Below are 19,522 nucleotides of genomic sequence, written 5' to 3' on the forward strand. Positions count from 1 at the left end.
TGATGCCCCAGCTTAATGCTGGGGCTTTTTATTTCACCTGCTGCTAAACAGGCCACACCGTTTTGAGCTAAAAACGCTTTTTGTCTCAATACACGCCATACCGATGTCTAGCCGGTGCACAAACCCAAACGGAATACAAATACCAATTATTTTCATTCACATCATTAGATGGCACAATAACACGCCTACGTTTGCCCAGTGGCCCCTACCATGTACGATTTTGATGAACTCTCTGCCTTTGCCGATGTGATGAGCACCGGCAGTCTGACGCGCAGCGCGCACAAGCTAGGGCTTGCTAAATCGACGCTCAGCCGCCGTATCAGCCAACTTGAAGCACGATTGGAGCAGCCCCTTCTGAGGCGGCAAGCCAATCGGCTGATCCCTACCGAAGCAGGCCTGCTGTTTCATAGCTACTGCACAGAACTTTTAGCCATGGCGGCACACAGCCAAGAGGCACTGGCGGAGCTACGTGAGGAGATCAGTGGAAAAGTCACCCTTGAAGTGCACGGAGCACTTGCACGCGGCTGGATGGCGGGTGTCGTTGATGCATTTTTAACCCGCTACCCCAAGGTGGAATTAACCCTCCATACTCGAGAATCTCCCCCAACTAAAATGCACAGTAACAGTGTGCATATCTGGCTAGGGGCAACTCACGAATGCGGTCTCAATCAGGAACGTTTAGGGCACCTGACTCGGGGCCTATATGCCAACCCGAGCTACCTTGCCAAGGCCGGTTACCCAAAACACCCAAACGAGTTAAAGACACACGCGTGGATTGATTTACTCGACACATCCTCTAATGGATTGCTGCTACACCACCCTCAACATGACGATTATCTGTTTCATGCCCCACGCTCTCGGCTGCGGGTTGATTTAACTGTCTTACATATTGATGCTATCGCCTATGGGCAAGGCATTGGCCTACTTCCTCACTGGGTAGTAGGAAAGCGCGAACAGCATCATCCCGGGGATCTGGTTGGCTGTTTGCCAGGCTGGGAGCCTACCCCTTTACCTATCACCATGCTTTACGCTTATGGGCACCATTCACGCCGAGTCAATGCACTGCTTGATTTTTTACGCGAACACGTACCTACCACCTGGCAAACCACTCAGGCTACAGCCCACGCCACTTAATGAATTCAGCTTGCCAGTTAGCGGCCTAATTACCGACAATGAGCGATTGATGATCGTTAAGGAACATTAATGCTCGCCGAACTTTTTGCCGTCATGGCTCCCGTGCTGGCAGGAGCCGGGTTAGGGTATTTATGGGTGCGCCTAGGACACCCTTACCCCGTAGATTTTATTACTCGACTCGTATTTAACATTGGTACACCCGCGCTGGTGCTGGCCTCCCTCTCTGGTGCCAATATTGATGCTGGGACGTTTGGGCGAATGATGCTAGCAACCTCGCTAGTCATTATCGCCATGGGTGCTGCAAGTTTCGTGGTCGCCAAGCTACTGGGTCGACATTGGCGTGTTTTACTGGCCCCCATGATGTATCCCAATACCGGCAATATGGGGCTGCCGGTTGTGCTGTACGCCTTCGGCAGCGCAGGATTCGCCTATGGCATTACGGTAATGGTGACGGTAACCCTATTTCAATTCACATTGGGAGCCGTGCTCAATAGCAGCGAAAACCCAATGAGAACGCTGCTAAAAACGCCCACGGTATATGCCATTGTGCTATCGATGGTGCTGTTGCTAACCGACGCCTCCCTACCTCCTTGGTTAGCCAACACGGTAGACTTGATGTCTGGGTTCACGGTCCCACTCATGCTCATCACACTGGGGGTTTCTCTCGCCAGCATCCAAGTAAAAAGCCTGCGTTCTGGTCTTGGATTCAGCCTAGTGCGCATTCCTCTCGCCGCCGCCGCCGCATGGCTGATTGCTGGCTGGCTAGGCCTCCCTCCGTTGGCACAAGGCATTTTGGTACTGCAAATGTGTATGCCGGTCGCCGTGTTTAACTATTTGTTTGCCCAGCGCGCCCAGCGTGAACCTGCGTATGTGGCTAGCCTTGTTTTCTGTTCAACCATTCTTTCTCTTTTCTATTTACCCGTGCTGTTAGCCTTTCTGATGTAGTCCCTTATGTCAGTGTTTTATATCGCACCAACAGGGAACCCCTCCTGCTCAAGGCAGTCACTGCTAGACTGATGACACTCGAACCTTAGCGATGACCACCATTGGAGAGAGCGCTATGTATGCCGCACATCAGATATTTCCCCAGGTTTGCCGATATGCTTTAGGCGGGCTACTGCTCGTGGGTACCACGGGTACGGTGCAAGCGGAAATCGTTCACGATGCCATCGAAACCGAGCATCTAACCATCTCGATTGAGCAAGTAGCAGAAGGTTTCCAACACCCCTGGGCAGTTGCTTTCCTACCTGATGGCCGCTACCTGGTGAGCGAGCGCAATGGTCAACTCAACCTTATCGATCCTAAGCGTGACCAATCCCAGGTATTAGAGGGAACGCCTACCGTTAACCATCACGGACAAGGGGGGCTGTTAGATGTTGTACTACATCCCCAGTTCGGTGATGGCGAAAACGATTGGGTTTATTTCACCTGGAGCAAACCCGACGGCAACAATAGCCGCGCTGCTCTCTCCCGAGCAAAATGGCAGGGCGATTCGCTAGGTGACGTGGAGCATCTTTTTGAGCAAGACCGCGCCTCCTCTCCAGGTCGTCATTACGGCTCTCGCTTAGCATGGTTAAAAGATGGCACGCTATTAATGAGTATTGGCGATCGGGGTCTTGAACCATCTCGCGCCCAGGCAAGCAACGACCATGCGGGCTCCACACTCCGTCTTACCGACACTGGCGGCATACCCAGCGATAACCCTTTTTTGGATGATGACAGCACCCTGGATGAAATTTACTCACTAGGAAATCGTAATATCCAGGGCATGACCGTACTGAGTAACGGTGAACTTTGGGCCTCCGAACATGGCCCACGTAAAGGCGATGAACTTAACCATATTCAAGCGGGCAGCAATTATGGCTGGCCTGAGGTTAGCCTTGGCAATGATTACCGTACCAATGAACCTATTGGCGCTGAATCGCTGCCGGGCATGGTCGATCCGGTATATGTCTTTAATGGCCGCTTCGCCCCATCAGGGTTGGCCGAAGTCACCAGCGATGCCTTGGGTAACTGGCAAGGACAGCTCCTCGCAGGCGGGCTAGCCAGTGAACAGCTACTTCGCTTACAGCTAGAAGATGGAGAAGTCGTGAGTGAGGAGATTATTTTACAAGGACACATCGGTCGCATCCGCGATGTCCGCCAAGGGCCTGAGGGCGCCATTTATTTATTGACTGACAGCAACCAAGGCAGCCTTTATCGCTTGCAGGCCGTCAACTAAACAGGCCTCCTAGCGCCTCAATCGCACTTTTTACACGCTGATACGAACCACTCACTATCAAACGGCGAACGACCACCATGGATACGCAATGCGACTACGTAACTTAATTATTTTGACAGTGATCGTACCGCTATTTGTTGTCCTGGTGGTCTTTAGCTTAGTGGCTATCAAGTCGCTGGAAGACAACGTACGCTCTAAGCTACAAACTGAAGTAGAGATTATTACCCGAGCACTTAGTACATCGCTGAGCTACGCGGTCGCTCGTGATAGTGATACGCCGTTGGAAGAAGCGCTGCAGTCAGCTTTTTCATTCCACCGTATCTATGGTGCCTATGTCTTCGACACCCAAGGCCGTGAAGTGTACGGGCTAGGGTTAGGTAAAGATCTTTTTACCGCGGAAGAGATCCGGCAGGTTATTGAACGCGACGACCTCTACAGCAACTACCGCCAGCACGAAGGGTGGACTTACTACTCCGCGCTAACACCGCTGCGTGCCCAGGATGGATCCGTTCATGGCGTGCTCCAGGTAAATCGCCTGAATACAGGTATCGAAAACTATACTGGGTTTATCAGCATTGTCGCAGTGCTGGTCTTCGTGATTGGAGCGGCAGGTATTGTCTTTAGTATCTGGTGGGGCTTTCGGCACTATATTGAGCGGCCGCTGAATCGTCTCCTACGCGTTATGTTGTTGGTCGAAGATGGCGACCGCAGCCAACGGGCTAGCGTGGAGGGCCCTACCGAGTATCGTCGTCTGGCATCAGGGTTAAACGGCATGCTAGATGCAATGGCAGACAAAGACCGCGATATCGATGCCCGTCAACGACGCGAAATTGAGTTAGAAAAGCGCCTGCGAAAATCCAAGAAACTTGCCGAGCTGGGGGTTCTAGCGGCGGGCGTTGCCCATGAAATTGGCGCCCCACTGACTGTCATCAACGGTCAAGCCCAGCGCTTAGCCCGGCGAGACACTATCGGTGACGACGAGCGCGCGCGACTGGGGCGAATTCGCGGTGAAGTTGAAAGGATTGTACAAATTGTGCGCCAGTTAATGGAATTGGGTCGACAACATAACGTAGAGAAAGGTAATCAAGCCCTGGATCAGCTTATTATGAGCGCCAGTGAGCTTGTGGAAGAGGAGCTGGAACCCCGAAATATTCGTTTAGAGATTGATCTTCCCTCGCCCACCCCCCACTTACTGGTAAACGGGCAACAAATTGTTCAGGTGCTCACCAATTTATTACGCAATGCAGCACAAGCAGCCGAGGTGAGCTGCATTCGCCTTAGCGCTCAACAACATAATGAAGAGCTCACATTGTGGGTAGAAGATAACGGCCCTGGCATTCCAACATCGCACCATCAACAGGTCTTCGACCCTTTCTTTACGACTAAACCGGTGGGCCAAGGCAGCGGCTTAGGGCTCTCCATGGTACACCGCATTATTAACGACCACGGCGGGACAATTGGCGTATTTAATAGCGGCCTTGGTGGCGCTGGATTTGAAATTACGCTCCCCCTTAGTGAAACAGCATCCGCTTGAGGAAAACGTTTGTGACCCATCAGGAACACCTTTTACCGTTATTGGTGGTGGAAGATGACGCCGCTATACGTGAGTTACTTGAAGAAGAGCTCAACGACGCGGGCTATGACACACTCGGCGTCCCCAGTGCAGAAGATGCCCTTGCGCTGCTTAGCCACACACCCGTCGCCATGATGATTACGGACGTGCGCCTTCCAGGCATGACCGGCATTCAGCTACTTCAGCAACTACGCCAAAGCGGCAGTGAGCTCGGTATTATTGTCATCACAGCTTTCGGCACCATCGACCAAGCCGTCGAGGCATTGAAGCTGGGTGCTGATGATTTTTTAACCAAACCACTGGATTTAGATGCGATACGTGAAGCCGTGTTTCGTGTTTTAGAACGCCAGCGCTTGTCCCTTTCCCATGATGCTGAGCCGAATGACTTCCACGGTATTGTAGGAAAAAGCCCTGCCATGCAGTCGCTGTTTCACGATGCCTCTCGGCTTGCCAAAAGCGACGCACCTATTTTGATTCTGGGAGAAAGCGGTACGGGTAAAGAACTGCTGGCTCTCGCCATTCACCAGGAGAGCAAACGTCATGACGCGCCGTTCGTCCCTGTAAACTGCGCCAGCATCCCCGCAGACTTAATGGAAAGTGAGTTCTTTGGCCATGTAAAAGGTGCATTTACTGGAGCAAACGAAGCACGCAAAGGGCTATTTCATAGCGCACAAGGTGGCAGTTTGTTTCTGGATGAAATTGGTGAAATGCCCGTCAATCTCCAGGCCAAGCTATTACGTGCACTGCAAGAAAAAACCGTGCGCCCCGTTGGTAGCGAACGCGAAGAGCCAGTGGATGTTCGCATTATTGCCGCAACTCACCGCAACCTGGAAAAAGAGATCGAGCAAGAGAATTTTCGCAGCGACCTCTTCTATCGCCTTGAGACATTCTCGCTGCGTATTCCTCCACTTCGAGAACGCGGCACCGATATTGAGCAGCTTATTTTTGCACTCATCGATAAGCACGCCGAAAGCCAGGGGAAGCAGATTGAGCAAATCGAGCCCGAGGCGCTTAATAGCCTGCTGAATTATCCCTACCCTGGCAACGTACGTGAGCTGGAAAACGCTATTATGCGTGCCGTGACGCTCAGCGAAAAAGGCGTGCTACAGCACGATGACCTGCCAGAGCGGCTACGTGAACAAGCCAACCAACACAACGGTGGTTCGGAAATCACCCCGACACTTAGTGGAGAAGTGCTTCCGGGCACCCAAGCTCCCGCACCAGCGCCCACTCGATGGCCAAGTTTGGAGGAAGTAGAAAAGCGTTATATTCGCAAAGTACTTGAGGCAACCGGAGGTAATAAACGGCGAACAGCTGAAGTGCTGGGCATTGCCCGCCGTACACTTTATCGCCGCCTGGAAGACGATAGCGAGCCATCATAGCCAGTATTTTACGGGGCATTCATGCAAAAAAACCCCCGCGTGCGCGGGGGTGAAAAGATGGTAAACCATGTGGAGCAGCCGCAGGGAACAGACAGCTGATGCAATTTACCATCGTAGGGAGCGTTGGCCATTACTGACCTATATTCATCTCTTCGTCATCTTCTTCATCAGCACCTGGCATGGGATCAGTGCCATTACCAAATCCTGGTTCTTCATCTGGATTCATAGCGTCTTGGGTCTCACCCGGCACGGGCTCTTGAGAAGCAGCCGCTTCGTCACCTAACCCCGGATCACTCATCGCAGGGTCGTCAGCCATTGCAGGGTCATTAGTCATTGCGGGATCTGAAGGCGGATCCATCATACCGTTGTCTTCAGCTTCAGGCATTTGACCCGTAGTTGATGTAGCATCTTGCTCCATCGTTTCAGGTTGTTCCGCAGGAGGCATATCGTCATTCCCATTGCCACACCCTGCCAGTGCCAGTGTCCCTACCGCTGCAGCTAACATACATAATGTAAGTACACGCGGGCGTTTTGATACGTCTCTCGATTGTTTATCCATAAAGCTGACCTCCACTCATACTGATAGGGTTATTCATACTCCTTCACAGTTCGTGCCAACCGCCTCAAAAAAAATAAAAAACCTTAATAATCAATACAATAAATAAAACAAAACATGCGCAGCCATCATTAAAGCCCGCATTTTAATCGGGTCAATTTGACACATGTGGCAAAATTTGGCACTGGTATAAGAGGCGTTGTGACACACATTGCCTATCTATGTATAATGAAAATTAATCACTATTCGTGAGAAATTTAAATTTTAATTATAAAAAATGTAGGGTTCACGGCTTCTCACTGTCGCTGTAAATACAGCTGTTGCTTATATTAATGTGACCCCGTTGAAATAAGATTAAGCAATATTTGCTACCTTAGTACACGTAACAATCGCCAGCTAACGCATCTCAAGGACGGAAGGTTGTTTCGGTTGGCCTTGGTTCCAAGGAAACATCACTCCTCGAATGCACAGCTTATATTCAAAATGGAGAGGCTCCAGTGGATAATCCTGACTCTAAACGCTCCCCCGACGAGCCAGTCTCAGAGGGCATCCCAGCCCCTGACGGCGCGGCGAACCTCATCGACACCGACTATGTGATCGGGCAAGACAACATCACCCCCAGCCCGATGGGAGTGAACCTTGATCTACACGGTAAGGTATTCACCATATCGTCGATCGTAGTGCTGTTGTTTGTCGTTCTAACGCTTGCTTTACAAGACACTATCGCCCCGATCTATGGCGCTATCTTTAGCTTTTTAACCGGCAATTTGGCTTGGTTCTTTATCTTTGCTGCCAATATTTTCGTTATCCTCTGCCTCGGACTGATCATCTCTCCATTGGGTAAAATCCGCATTGGTGGCGCTGATGCCAAACCGGATTTTACCTACGTCGGCTGGTTCTCAATGCTATTTGCCGCTGGCATGGGCATTGGCCTGATGTTTTTTGGCGTTAACGAGCCGCTGACCCACTTTGGCACGTCATTCGATGGCGGAGACTGGGCACCACTGGCTGGCGCCGAAGGGGATGCTGCAGGTGCGGCTGCACTTGGTATGGCGGCGACGATCTTCCACTGGGGCCTACACCCTTGGGCGATTTACGCAGTGGTCGCACTCGCACTGGCGTTATTCTCGTTTAACAAAGGCCTCCCTCTTTCAATGCGCTCGGTGTTCTACCCCATATTGGGTGAGCGCGTATGGGGTTGGCCGGGCCACTTGATCGACATCCTGGCGGTATTTGCTACGCTGTTTGGTCTTGCAACGTCTCTCGGCCTGGGAGCCACACAGGCTGCGGCAGGCTTAAGCTACTTGTTTGGCGCACCGGAAAGCGACATCACCATGATCCTGCTGATCGTTGGTATCACGATCATCGCCATTGGCTCGATCATGGCAGGGGTCGACAAAGGTGTTCAGCTTTTATCAAAAATCAACATTGCGATGGCAGCGGCACTGCTGTTTTTCGTTATCGCCGTTGGTCCGACACTGCTCATTGCGACAGGCTTCTTTGAAAACCTGATTAACTATGCCGTGCACCTGCCTGCGCTATCGAACCCCTTTGGCCGTGAAGACGCTAACTTTAGCCAAGGCTGGACTGCCTTCTACTGGGCATGGTGGATTTCCTGGTCTCCGTACGTTGGTATGTTTATTGCGCGGGTTTCCCGTGGACGTACCGTGCGTGAGTTCTTGATTTCAGTTCTTCTTGTACCTTCTGTTGTATCGGTACTGTGGATGACAACGTTTGGCGGTACTGCCATTGATCAATACGTCAGCCAAGGTATTAGTGCTGTGCGCGATGCAGGCGTAGACCTACAGTTGTTCATCATGCTAGAACAGCTACCGCTCTCGCAGATCACCTCGTTTATTGCGATCCTGCTGGTCATTATTTTCTTCGTGACCTCTTCTGACTCTGGCTCGCTGGTGATCGACTCCATTACCGCAGGCGGCAAGGTGGATGCACCGAAACCTCAGCGCGTGTTCTGGGCGATCATCGAAGGGGCGATTGCTATTGCGTTATTGCTGGGTGGAGGCCTGACTGCACTACAGACCATGGCAGTTTCTACCGGTTTCCCGTTCACCATCATCCTATTAGTGGCATGTTATGCCATTGTCAAAGGACTGATGAGCGAACCCAAAGCGGTGTAGCGAATCGCCGACACTTGCACCAACGCAAACGGGCAGCCAAATGGCTGCCCGTTTGCGTTGATGACGTTCACCCAAGTAGTGGTGGTAGCTCGAAAGTAGTGTGCCTTTAGCACCAAAGCGCTTTCAATGGCGTTTCCGGCGTGTAGTGATAACTCATTTGAGCCTGTAGCAGCTCTGCCGTTGCCAACGCATCGACTAATGCGTGGTGTCCTTGATAGGCAGGTAAGCCGTAACGCTCACGACTAGCATTTAGGCGAATCGAAACCGGCGGACGCCCCAGCCAACGCCGAAACCTTGCCCAGAGGGTCTGGCGGTGCATACGTGCTTCAAGGGACATCGTATCAATCATTGGAAACAGCACTCCCTCTCCTCGTCTCGCCTTTACCGCAGCATCGAGAAAGGGCCGTTCAATATTTCGGAAATGCACCACGACTAAGCGCCCTGCTAGTACCTCTAACAGCTCATCCAACACCGCGTCTAAATCCGGCGCATTGGCAATTTCCGAATGGGTAATGTGGTGATACGCAATGGATGCCTCATCCAGTGGTCTTGACGGCTTTACTACCCAGTAACGACGTTGAGCAAGAGGGATCCGGTCCAGCGTAAAGGGAACGACCCCAATGCTCACAATGGCGTGGCGACGCTCGTCTAGCCCGGTGGTTTCCATGTCCAGCGCCACCATAGGCACCTTTCCAATAGGCGTATCAGGACTGGGAAGCGGCATGTCAAAAAACCGCTTGAGCGCGTCATCATGCACCCGCTGTGCACGCTCAGCCATATAGCCTTCCCAATTGGCCTGAACTACTTTTTTGCGCGGGCGGATTTCAAACATGCTAACGCCCCTGCCGTTGGGTAGGGATAGGGTAGCGGAACTTCAAAAACTTTTGCGCATTATTCAGCACTTGAAATGCGTCTTTAAGCGTATGGCGTTCGCTGTCTTCAACATTCTCCGGCTCGATGTTGTTATCAGGAATACGATCTTCCTGAAGGTCTATCACCTGGTGACGAATCCGCGACATGCACAAAAATTCAAGCGCATAGCTGAGCTTGTCACTGACACCAGCGGCCAAGAGCTGAGTGTTGCTAATATCGTTCAGACGCTGGAACGAGTTTTGCGCTTTGGAGCCGCAAGCTAGCGCGTGCACTCGGATAAGATCAACCATGGGAGCGGTACCACGCCGCTTTAGATTGATGGAATTATTATGCTTGCCATCCTTTTCCATGACAAAAGTGCGGAAAAAACCAAGTGGCGGCGTGCGGTTTAACGCATTACGCGCCATGGCAGCCAAAAACAGCGGCGACTTAGGTGCTGTCTGGGCAATTAGGTCCTGTAGCGCTTCCACAAAGATATCCTCTCCATAGATGCTGTCGAGATCGAAAAAGATCGAACTATGGAGAAGTCTCTCGGGCGTAGGGTTCGCCATCCAATCCTGGAAGTACCGCTTCCAAACGTGTAATGGCTGACGCCATTGACGATTGGTTGCCATCACATCGCCTTTGCAGTAAGTGTAACCACAGGCGTCCAGCCCGTCGCTGACAAACGCCGCCAGCGCATGAAAGTACTCATCATGCTCGTCAGGGTTAAAGTCATCCGACAAAATCAACGCATTGTCCTGATCCGTGACAATGCTCTGCTCGTTACGTGCCATGGAGCCATTGACCATAAAACAGTAAGGCACCGGCGGTGGCCCCAACGCTTCCTCGGCCAGCTCAAGTAGGCGTCGAGTGAAGCTGCGGCCAATCGTCGACAGTGCACTCCCAACCATCTGCGAGTTAGCACCCTCTTGAACCATCCTCACAAACGCAGCACGCACATCCGGCGCAAGCTTGGCTAATCCCTGAGCGCTAGACTGGTTGAAAATATTGCTGACTAGATAAAGCCCGCTTTGCGTCTCATAACGAATAATATCGGAAAGATGCACCACTCCCACTGGACGTTGGCGGTACATAACGGGCAGGTGGTGGACGTTATTGCGTAGCATCGTCAACATCGCTTCATACACTGATGAATCCGACTGTATCGTGATTAATCGTTCGGAAATGACATCACCGATAGCCGTTTGCGGTGAAAGCCCTTCTGCGACGACGCGAGTGCGGAAATCACTATCCGTAAGAATACCGCATACTTGCCAGGTTTTACCTTCGCTATCCTGGAAGCTGTAGCGCGGATTACTGCTGCCCTCATCAATCACCAGTGCAGCTGATGCTTGGGCGCCACTAATCTGCTTGGCAACCTCCTGAACGCTGGCCGTTGATTCCACCATGACGGGATAACGCGTCACCAGCTTGCGTATCCGCGTTACCATCATGTCGTTGGACTTTTTCTGTTGCTCTGCGGCGGTCTCTAAACGAGGACGCTCAAGCTCAACAAAATCAGCAAAGTCATCATCTTCCTCGCACAGCCGCTGGAAAACAGCATTGGGAATAAAGTAAATCAGCGTGTCTTCAATGGCGCTGGCGGGAAAGCGCACCTTGTGATTTCTCAGTAGGCTGAAGTGTCCAAAAATATCGCCCTCACCCAGGCGATTATAGAGTTCACCCTGGCGGCGATACACCTCAACGGCACCACTTCGGATGAAGCACAGCTCATTAAGCGTATCGTTGAGCACTAAAATATCGCTACCGGTCTTGAAGTAACGTACTTCTACCTGCTCAGCGATAGCGTCCAGCAACTCATCCGATAACCCATCAAATGGGGGAAATTGCCCCATATGCTGACGTATTTCCAACAGTTCGACATCCATGCGATCTCCTGCACTTGGCGCGGCAGCAACATCAATGAGTTAAGTTTGTCCTGATTGAGCAGTATCGTAAACCCCAAGGTGTATAAAAGAGACGGTCAAAAGATATAAAAAAAGCCCAGCGCGTAAACGCTGGGCTTTAATAGGATCAAGAAAGTTACACTAGACGACTTTTTCTCTTCAAGAAGAACCTGTCATCATAAGATAACTTAGCACTATAACTTAGGACTGATTAGCCATTTCCTGAACACGCTGCATCATTTCAGGATCTTGCTGAATTGACTGGCCAATTGCGTTAAATGTGTCTACATCTAAACCACTATCTTCAACAACTTCGATCATGCGGTCGTTGGCTTCAGTACGAACTTCCTGTTGGGTAGCTTCGTCTTGCGCTTCCTGCAGACGCTGTGTGTACTCTTGAGAGATCACGGCGATTTCTTGAGAAGCATCGGCGAACTGCTGTAGTTGCTCATCTGAAAAATCCTGAACGGGCGCTTGCTGAGTGGCCATCGGATCTTGAGCTGGGTCTTGAGCTTGCTGAGCGTGTGCAGTGCCAGCGATTAGGCCAGTAGCGAGAAGAGCAGCAGAAAACAGAGCAGTAATGCGTTGCATAGTAAGAAACCTCATTGATGCGTTATGAATGTGCCTCCTGTGACGCGTTGTTCAGGCACAGGTTCAACTTTTCATGTAATGAGATGTAACAAAAAGAACATAGTGTAAATATAAACCCTTATAAAATTCGTGAGCCTTTTTAAATATGTCCAATAAAATCATAAACGTAAAAAACATCAATGGCACTGACTTTGGCCTTGCCGCCATGCCAGTTATTTTTGTTTTGCTGTGGAGCACAGGATTTATCGGCGCAAAATTTGGCCTGCCATATGCGGAGCCTTTTACTTTTCTGTTCATTCGCTTTGTGCTTACGCTGATGCTACTCATTCCAATCATATGGATGATGCGCATTACATGGCCCTCAGGAACAGCACTTTGGTTACATATTGGTGTTTCGGGACTGCTTGTTCATGGCGCCTATTTGGGAGGGGTCTTCTACGGTATTAATTTGGGGATGCCCGCGGGATTGGCAGCACTGCTAGTCGGCCTTCAGCCGCTACTAACGGCAGCATTTGCCGGCCCTCTACTAGGCGAACGGCTAACCAAGCGCCAATGGCTAGGCCTGCTCCTCGGCCTTGTGGGTATCAGCCTTGTGTTGGGCAGTAAGCTGGAATTCGGTACCTCTTTATTTGCTGGGTTCGGTATGGGTGCGTTGCTTTGCGTAATGGCCGCCTTGGTGGGGATTTCATTGGGTACGCTTTATCAGAAACGCTACTGCACCAGTATGCCGCTTCTCTCTGGAGCGGTTATTCAATATATTGCGGCCGGCGTGCTACTGGGCATTGGGGCGCTACTGTTTGAAACCCGTCAGGTCGAATGGAGCATGACGTTTGTGCTCACCCTAAGTTGGCTAGTGCTTATTCTATCTATCGCCGCCATCTTGCTATTAATGGCGCTGATAAAAAAAGGCGAAGCATCCCGTGTTGCCAGCCTGTTTTATCTAGTGCCGCCGGTTACCGCGCTACAAGCATGGTGGCTTTTCGACGAGCGCCTGCCAGCGCTCGGGTTGGCAGGGATGGTCATTGCCATCACAGGAGTCGTCATGGTGGTACGCCAACCACGTCAAGCAGCAGCTTAACCGATTACAAGCGCTGCAAATAACTAACGCCGCCTAAATTACGCATTTGCTGACGAATCCACTGGCTACGACGCTCAACCTGGGCGTCTGGACGAGAAGCGCTACGGGTACGGGGGCTGGGGAGAATAGCCGCCAGTAGGCTGGCCTGCCGTTCGGTTAGAGCACTACCAGATGCACCAAAGTAGTGATTAGCAGCAGCTTCCAATCCGAAAACACCGGTATCCCACTCTGCAACGTTTAAATAAACCTCTAAAATCCGCTGCTTGTCCCACAGAAGTTCTATTAGCAGAGTAAACCACGCTTCCAGCCCCTTACGAGCCCAGCTGCGACCACTCCACAAAAAGACATTCTTAGCGGTCTGCTGGCTCAACGTGCTGGCACCGCGTAGGCGCGCCCCGTCACGGCTTGCTTCCCATGCACGGCGCATTTCCACTAAATCAAACCCTCGGTGCTGCGGAAAACGCTGGTCTTCTGCAGCAATCACCGCCAATTTTGCATTGCTTGAAAGCTCGTCCCAATGGCGCCATTGGTGCTGAATACGTATCGGTTCACTGTTGATCCAGCTCTGCACTTTACGCTCAACCATCACCATAGACCCCGGGGGCGGCACGAAGCGAAAGAGCAACACCAACGCAATGGAAAGAGCAACAAAGGCCAGCGCGCTACGCCAGATAAGACGCCAAATAAAACGCAGTAGACGGCGCAACGCGCGATTAAGCATTCCAGTATCCTTAGCGCTTCATGAGGTGTTCCGCATGATAGCGCAAATGATCCTCAATGAACGAGGCGATAAAGAAGTAGCTGTGATCGTAACCTGACTGGCGGCGCAGTGTTAGCGGATGATCATGCGCTTCACACACGGCTTCTAAACGCTCGGGCATCAATTGCTCTTCCAGAAACTGATCAGCCTCCCCCTGGTCAATGAACAGTCGTTGACGCGAGGCACCGTTAGCTACCAGCTCGCAGGCATCGTACTGACGCCAACGCGACTGGTCGTCGCCCAAATAGCTGGTGAGGGCTTTTTGCCCCCAAGGACAGTTCATTGGGTTAACAATAGGTGCAAAAGCGGAAACCGAGCGGAAGCGGCCAGGGTGACGCAACGCCAGAATTAACGCACCGTGACCGCCCATGGAGTGACCACTGATCGACTCACGCCCGTTCACCGGGAAGTGCTGACGCACCACCGAAGGCAGCTCTTCAATCACGTAATCATACATGCGGTAATTCGATTTCCATGGGGCTTGTGTGGCATTCACATAGAAGCCAGCACCCGAGCCTAAATCATAGTGTTCATGCTCACCGGGTAGGTCGGTACCGCGCGGGCTGGTATCAGGGCAAACAATCGCCACTCCTAGCTCAGCAGCGATGCGGTGTGCACCAGCTTTCTGCATAAAGTTTTCATCGTTACAGGTTAGACCTGACAACCACCAAAGCAGCGGTACACGCTCGTTTTCCGCCTGAGGCGGCAGATAAACGGCAAACACCATGTCGCAATCCAGCGCCCGGGAGTAGTGGCGGTAGCGCTTGTGCCAGCCACCAAAACTGCGATTGGCTGACACTAGTTCTAAAGTTTCACTCATGCTCATGGGCTGACTCCTTGTAAAGATGCAAACGCGGCGAGTTTCCCTTACCGCGTTCTTTTATCCTATTACCCATAGTACTCAGTAATGCAGTACGGTACGAATGCTCTTACCTGCATGTAGCAAATCAAAGGCTTCATTAATTTTCTCAAATGGCATGTCGTGGGTAATAAAGTCGTCGATATTGAGTTCGCCATTCATATAGCGCTCAACATAACCCGGTAACTCACTGCGCCCTTTGACACCACCAAAGGCAGAGCCTTTCCAAACGCGCCCTGTCACCAACTGGAATGGACGCGTGGAGATCTCTTCACCAGCGCCAGCTACACCAATAACAATCGACTCGCCCCACCCCTTATGACAACACTCAAGGGCCGAGCGCATCACATTCACATTACCAATACATTCAAAAGAGTAGTCAACGCCACCGTCCGTCATATCGACGATGACCTGCTGAATCGGGTCGCTATAATCTTTAGGATTGACGAAATCGGTCGCGCCAAACTGCTTAGCCAATTCAAATTTATCGGGGTTCACATCGATGGCAATAATCTTCGAAGCCTTCGCCATTACCGCCCCTTGGATAACCGCCAAGCCAATGGCACCCAAACCAAATACCGCAATCGTCGAGCCAGGCTCTACCTTTGCCGTATTGAGCACGGCACCAATGCCCGTGGTAACACCGCAGCCCAGCAGACAAATCTTATCCATCGGCGCTTCTTTAGACACCACCGCAAGCGACACTTCTGGTAACACGGTGTATTCACTAAAGGTCGACGTACCCATGTAGTGGTGGAGCATTTTGCCATCTAGCGAAAAGCGCGAAGTGCCATCAGGCATCACACCTTTACCCTGGGTAGCGCGCACGCTGCCACATAGGTTAGTTTTGCCGGATAGGCAGAATTTACATTTCCCACACTCTGCGGTGTACAACGGGATAACGTGGTCGCCCGGCTTTACGCTGGTCACACCCTCGCCAATTTCTTGCACCACGCCCGCCCCTTCATGGCCCAGCACCGCAGGAAAGTTGCCTTCGGGATCCGCGCCAGAAAGGGTATAGGCATCAGTATGGCATACGCTGGTCGCCGCCATCTTAACCAACACTTCACCCGCTTTCGGGCCTTCTACATCAATCTCAACTAATTCAAGCGGCTTACCCGCTTCTAAAGCGACGGCGGCACGTGATTTCATCTTTGCATCTCCTTAACAGCCTCAGTGGAAAACTGAGTACTATTTAATCGAATGACTGAATTGAATAAGGTTTGTTGAATGCAGTGTAGGCCAGCTAGGCGAGCAGGATAAGGCGGGATACACTCATAAAATTATTGCCACTGAGCAACAATCATACCCAAGGATTACCCATGCAGCGCTGGGATCGTATAGAAGCGTTTATAGAGGTAGTGAGGCTAGGCACGTTTTCGGCGGCGGCGCGCCACTTAAAAGTGTCGACCTCGCATATCAGTCGATTGGTCAGTCAGCTCGAAAATCAGCTGGGCGTTCAGCTGTTATACCGCACGACACGGCAAATCAGGCTAACTGATGCTGGCGTTATCTATGTTGAGCACTGCCGTCACCTATTTGATGGCCTGCGCGATGCAGAGCAAGCGATCAGCGAGCTTCAGGACAAACCCCACGGACTGCTTAAATTGACCTCTGCCACCACGTTTGGTGAGCGCTATATCGCCCCGCTGGTCAATGATTTTCAGTGCCTGCATCCTCAGCTGGAAGTGCATATGCACTTTACTAACCGTCCCGTAGCGCTTATCGAGGAGGGTTACGACATTGCCATTCGTATGGGTGTACTCAAGGATTCTAGCCTGATTGCGCGAAGGCTATGTGAGAGGCGGGAGTATGTGGTCGGATCTCGAGCCTATTTCCGCCAGGCACCCAGGCCACATACGTTATCCGAGCTAAGTCAGCACCGTTGTCTGATCGGCTCACGGCCTAACTGGCTCTTTGAAGTTAACGGGCAACGGCGAGAAATAAAGGTAGAAAGCTGCTGGAGCGGCAACTCTGGGCCGGCGCTGCTTGATGCGGCATTGAAAGGGCTAGGGCTTGCCCAACTGCCCGACTACTACGTTGCGCCTTATCTGAAAAGCGGTGAATTAGTGTCTGTGCTAGAACCCTTTCAACATCACGACACGGCCGTTTGGCTGGTCTACCCTCGCCACCGCCATCTATCCCCCAAAATCCGCCAGCTCGTTGATTATCTGGTCGCGAATATTGAAAAGACGCTGCCTAATCACCCAACGACTCAGCATGTGACGAATTAGGAAACCTCTGCTTAGCATTCAATTGCGTTCACGGCCAGTCCACCTTTGGAAGTCTCTTTATACTTATCCTGCATGTCACGGCCGGTATCGCGCATGGTACGAATGACCTTATCCAGTGAGACAAAATGGTCTCCATCACCATGCAGCGCCATACGAGCGGCATTAATTGCTTTTACTGAGGCAATGGCATTGCGCTCAATACACGGCACTTGTACCAAGCCAGCTATTGGGTCACAGGTGAGACCAAGGTTATGTTCCAGGCCAATTTCAGCGGCATTTTCCACCTGCTTTGGCGAACCACCCAGTACGTCAGCAAGCCCTGCTGCAGCCATGGCGCAGGCTGAACCAACTTCACCTTGACAACCTACTTCGGCACCAGAAATCGAAGCATTCTTTTTGCACAGAATGCCTATAGCGCCCGCTGCCAGTAAAAAATTCACTATGTCTTCATCACAGGCATCTGGTTCAAATTTCAAATAATACGCAAGTACAGCGGGCACAATACCTGCTGCACCGTTGGTAGGCGCAGTCACCATCCGTTTACCGGCTGCATTCTCTTCATTCACCGCCAGCGCGAACAGGTTCACCCAATCCATCACGCTGAAACTCGATACGATGAGTCGTTGGTTCGGTGGCGGTGATAGTAACTGTTGATGCAACCCATGGGCCCGCCGCCTAACGTTTAGGCCGCCCGGCAGATGCCCTGTGGCCTCTAAGCCGTTATCAATACTTTCACGCATAACCTGCCAAATTGTCAGCAGCTCAGTACGAATCGCTTCTTCACTGCGCCAGGCCTTCTCATTTTCCAACATCAGCTCGCTAATACGCAGTTCATGAGTATGGCACTGGGCGAGCAGCTCGTTGGCGGTTTCAAAAGGATAAGGTAACGCTGTTTTGTCTTCCTCTATACCACCTTGATCCGCGCTGGCTTGATCGACATAAAATCCCCCACCCAATGAGTAATAAGTATTCGTCGCGATAACCGTATCTTGCTGATAAGCCGTCAGCACCATGGCATTCGGATGGAACGGCAGAGAGCTTTCATCCCACTCAATATCCCGCCCTCGGTCAAACGGTACCGCTTGACCGTTCGGCATCGTTAACAATACCCCCTCCTCAAGCGCTTTCAGGCGTCCCGCAATAGTGTCAGGGTCAATCGTTTCTGGCGCTTCGCCCATTAACCCCATCATGACGGCACTGTCTGTACCATGCCCGATGCCAGTGGATGCCAATGAGCCGTGAAGCCTGACGGTGACGCGTGTCAATGACGCCTCGGTCAACGAAAGTCCAAAGGCACGCGCGGCACGCATAGGGCCCACGGTGTGTGAGCTAGATGGGCCAATACCTATTCTAAAGAGATCAAAAACGCTAATTGCCATTGTGTTATCCGCCTCTCAACGGTCGCTATCGGTCTTTTTACACTTTGAATTCAGCCAATGTGCAGCGATACATGTCAGTCGTCGAGCCATTACCCGTATGTTCGGCGTGCGAGCATAGAAAGGTGACGATATAATGAACATCCACACCTGGATGTTTTTAACGTCGTTCGTCACGCATTTCCGCAATAAGGATATTCGTATGCCCCCTTCTCCACCTCAGTGGCCAATCAGTTTTGGTTCCGCTTTACTGCGCGCAACGCTTTATGTGCTCTTTATCGCAGGGATTGCCCAAGGCGGCTATTTGGAAGCTATTTATTTACCTAACGTACGCTACAGCGAATTAGGGTTTACCGAGCTTACCCAAACAGTTGTGTTAGCTTGCTGCTGCGCGCTACTTATTTATACACGTCAAGTGCTCCAGGTATGGCCTACCGTCACACTGCTACTACTCGCCTTTGTCGCCGCATCGTTGGTACGTGAACAAGATTATTTTCTCGACCATTACGTGGCTCGGCATACCTGGAAAATACTCGTGGCTCTGATTGTGCTACCAAGCCTAACCTGGGTCATCATCCATCGTCGGCGTTTCCTAGAGGAATTTTCACACTATAGCAACACTTTTGCTTTTGGACTGTTCGCTGCGGGTGTCCTGGTTACTTATATCTTTTCACGCCTTTATGGCCGCCAAGAGCTCTGGCGAGCAGTGCTTCAAGAAAACTATGTTCGTGATTTTAAGAACGTTGCCGAAGAAGCCGTGGAACTGCTCGGCTACAGCCTTATTCTGTTTGCCATGATTGAACTTTTACTTCTCGCTCGGCGAATTTCTAAAGCACGCCAAGACGCTCTATAAGGCCT

Annotated in this window: 17 protein-coding genes; 9 read left to right on the forward strand and 8 right to left on the reverse strand. The window is 51.5% G+C overall.

The features are described 5' to 3' along the window. The first annotated feature begins 210 nt into the window (after nucleotides 1–210). The 5 genes from HZS79_RS10380 (at nucleotide 211) to HZS79_RS10400 (ending at nucleotide 6,310) form a co-directional block, all read left to right on the forward strand. Nucleotides 211–1,134 carry a LysR family transcriptional regulator gene (locus tag HZS79_RS10380; protein WP_162217815.1) on the forward strand — a complete coding sequence of 308 codons (924 nt, stop codon included), beginning with the start codon at nucleotides 211–213 and terminating at the stop codon, nucleotides 1,132–1,134. 69 nt (nucleotides 1,135–1,203) lie between these two features. Then, the gene (locus HZS79_RS10385) at nucleotides 1,204–2,079 is read left to right on the forward strand and encodes an AEC family transporter (protein WP_179927824.1); all 876 of its coding nucleotides are present in this window, start codon (nucleotides 1,204–1,206) and stop codon (nucleotides 2,077–2,079) included. A gap of 115 nt (nucleotides 2,080–2,194) precedes the next feature. Then, on the forward strand, nucleotides 2,195–3,355 hold the full coding sequence (locus tag HZS79_RS10390) for a PQQ-dependent sugar dehydrogenase (RefSeq protein ID WP_162217828.1): 1,161 nt from the start codon (nucleotides 2,195–2,197) through the stop codon (nucleotides 3,353–3,355). A gap of 88 nt (nucleotides 3,356–3,443) precedes the next feature. Beyond that, on the forward strand, nucleotides 3,444–4,889 hold the full coding sequence (locus HZS79_RS10395) for a sensor histidine kinase (RefSeq protein WP_162217813.1): 1,446 nt from the start codon (nucleotides 3,444–3,446) through the stop codon (nucleotides 4,887–4,889). A gap of 11 nt (nucleotides 4,890–4,900) precedes the next feature. Next, nucleotides 4,901–6,310, forward strand: a complete 1,410-nt coding sequence (locus tag HZS79_RS10400) for a sigma 54-interacting transcriptional regulator (RefSeq protein ID WP_162217812.1) — start codon at nucleotides 4,901–4,903, stop codon at nucleotides 6,308–6,310. Nucleotides 6,311–6,440: 130 nt separating this feature from the next. On the opposite strand, the gene HZS79_RS10405 is transcribed toward HZS79_RS10400, so the two are convergent. Continuing rightward, on the reverse strand, nucleotides 6,441–6,869 hold the full coding sequence (locus HZS79_RS10405) for a hypothetical protein (protein WP_179927825.1): 429 nt from the start codon (nucleotides 6,867–6,869) through the stop codon (nucleotides 6,441–6,443). 494 nt (nucleotides 6,870–7,363) lie between these two features. On the opposite strand from HZS79_RS10405, the gene HZS79_RS10410 reads away from it, so the two are divergent. Continuing rightward, nucleotides 7,364–9,004, forward strand: coding sequence for a BCCT family transporter (locus tag HZS79_RS10410; RefSeq protein ID WP_162217810.1), 1,641 nt, complete (start codon nucleotides 7,364–7,366; stop codon nucleotides 9,002–9,004). Between the two features lie 106 nt (nucleotides 9,005–9,110). Here the strand turns inward: HZS79_RS10410 and HZS79_RS10415 are convergent, their stop codons facing one another. From HZS79_RS10415 to HZS79_RS10425, 3 genes are all read right to left on the reverse strand, one after another. Continuing rightward, entirely contained in the window at nucleotides 9,111–9,836 is a 726-nt protein-coding gene (locus HZS79_RS10415) for a 3'-5' exonuclease (RefSeq protein ID WP_179927826.1), read from the reverse strand. Nucleotide 9,837: 1 nt separating this feature from the next. Then, a complete protein-coding gene (locus HZS79_RS10420) occupies nucleotides 9,838–11,748 on the reverse strand; it encodes a DUF294 nucleotidyltransferase-like domain-containing protein (protein ID WP_179927827.1) in 1,911 nt (636 codons plus the stop codon). Nucleotides 11,749–11,967: 219 nt separating this feature from the next. Continuing rightward, nucleotides 11,968–12,357: a DUF4168 domain-containing protein gene (locus HZS79_RS10425; protein ID WP_162217807.1), complete on the reverse strand. Its 390-nt coding sequence runs from the start codon at nucleotides 12,355–12,357 to the stop codon at nucleotides 11,968–11,970. 145 nt (nucleotides 12,358–12,502) lie between these two features. Between HZS79_RS10425 and HZS79_RS10430 the strand changes: the two genes are divergently transcribed. Further along, on the forward strand, nucleotides 12,503–13,435 hold the full coding sequence (locus HZS79_RS10430; RefSeq protein ID WP_179927828.1) for a DMT family transporter: 933 nt from the start codon (nucleotides 12,503–12,505) through the stop codon (nucleotides 13,433–13,435). A gap of 4 nt (nucleotides 13,436–13,439) precedes the next feature. On the opposite strand, the gene mtgA is transcribed toward HZS79_RS10430, so the two are convergent. The 3 genes from mtgA to HZS79_RS10445 form a co-directional block, all read right to left on the reverse strand. Then, entirely contained in the window at nucleotides 13,440–14,156 is a 717-nt protein-coding gene (gene mtgA / locus HZS79_RS10435; RefSeq protein WP_179927829.1) for a monofunctional biosynthetic peptidoglycan transglycosylase, read from the reverse strand. A 10-nt stretch (nucleotides 14,157–14,166) separates the two neighbouring features. Further along, the gene (gene fghA / locus HZS79_RS10440) at nucleotides 14,167–15,021 is read right to left on the reverse strand and encodes an S-formylglutathione hydrolase (protein WP_162217804.1); all 855 of its coding nucleotides are present in this window, start codon (nucleotides 15,019–15,021) and stop codon (nucleotides 14,167–14,169) included. A gap of 75 nt (nucleotides 15,022–15,096) precedes the next feature. Further along, entirely contained in the window at nucleotides 15,097–16,206 is a 1,110-nt protein-coding gene (locus tag HZS79_RS10445) for an S-(hydroxymethyl)glutathione dehydrogenase/class III alcohol dehydrogenase (RefSeq protein WP_162217803.1), read from the reverse strand. Between the two features lie 170 nt (nucleotides 16,207–16,376). On the opposite strand from HZS79_RS10445, the gene HZS79_RS10450 reads away from it, so the two are divergent. Further along, nucleotides 16,377–17,288, forward strand: a complete 912-nt coding sequence (locus HZS79_RS10450) for a LysR family transcriptional regulator (RefSeq protein ID WP_179927830.1) — start codon at nucleotides 16,377–16,379, stop codon at nucleotides 17,286–17,288. An 11-nt stretch (nucleotides 17,289–17,299) separates the two neighbouring features. On the opposite strand, the gene HZS79_RS10455 is transcribed toward HZS79_RS10450, so the two are convergent. Continuing rightward, entirely contained in the window at nucleotides 17,300–18,667 is a 1,368-nt protein-coding gene (locus tag HZS79_RS10455; protein WP_179927831.1) for an L-serine ammonia-lyase, read from the reverse strand. 199 nt (nucleotides 18,668–18,866) lie between these two features. Between HZS79_RS10455 and HZS79_RS10460 the strand changes: the two genes are divergently transcribed. Further along, nucleotides 18,867–19,517 carry a hypothetical protein gene (locus tag HZS79_RS10460; RefSeq protein WP_179927895.1) on the forward strand — a complete coding sequence of 217 codons (651 nt, stop codon included), beginning with the start codon at nucleotides 18,867–18,869 and terminating at the stop codon, nucleotides 19,515–19,517. Nucleotides 19,518–19,522: the final 5 nt, after the last annotated feature.

The organism is Vreelandella zhaodongensis, assembly GCF_013415115.1.
GTDB classification, from domain to species: Bacteria; Pseudomonadota; Gammaproteobacteria; order Pseudomonadales; family Halomonadaceae; genus Vreelandella; species Vreelandella zhaodongensis.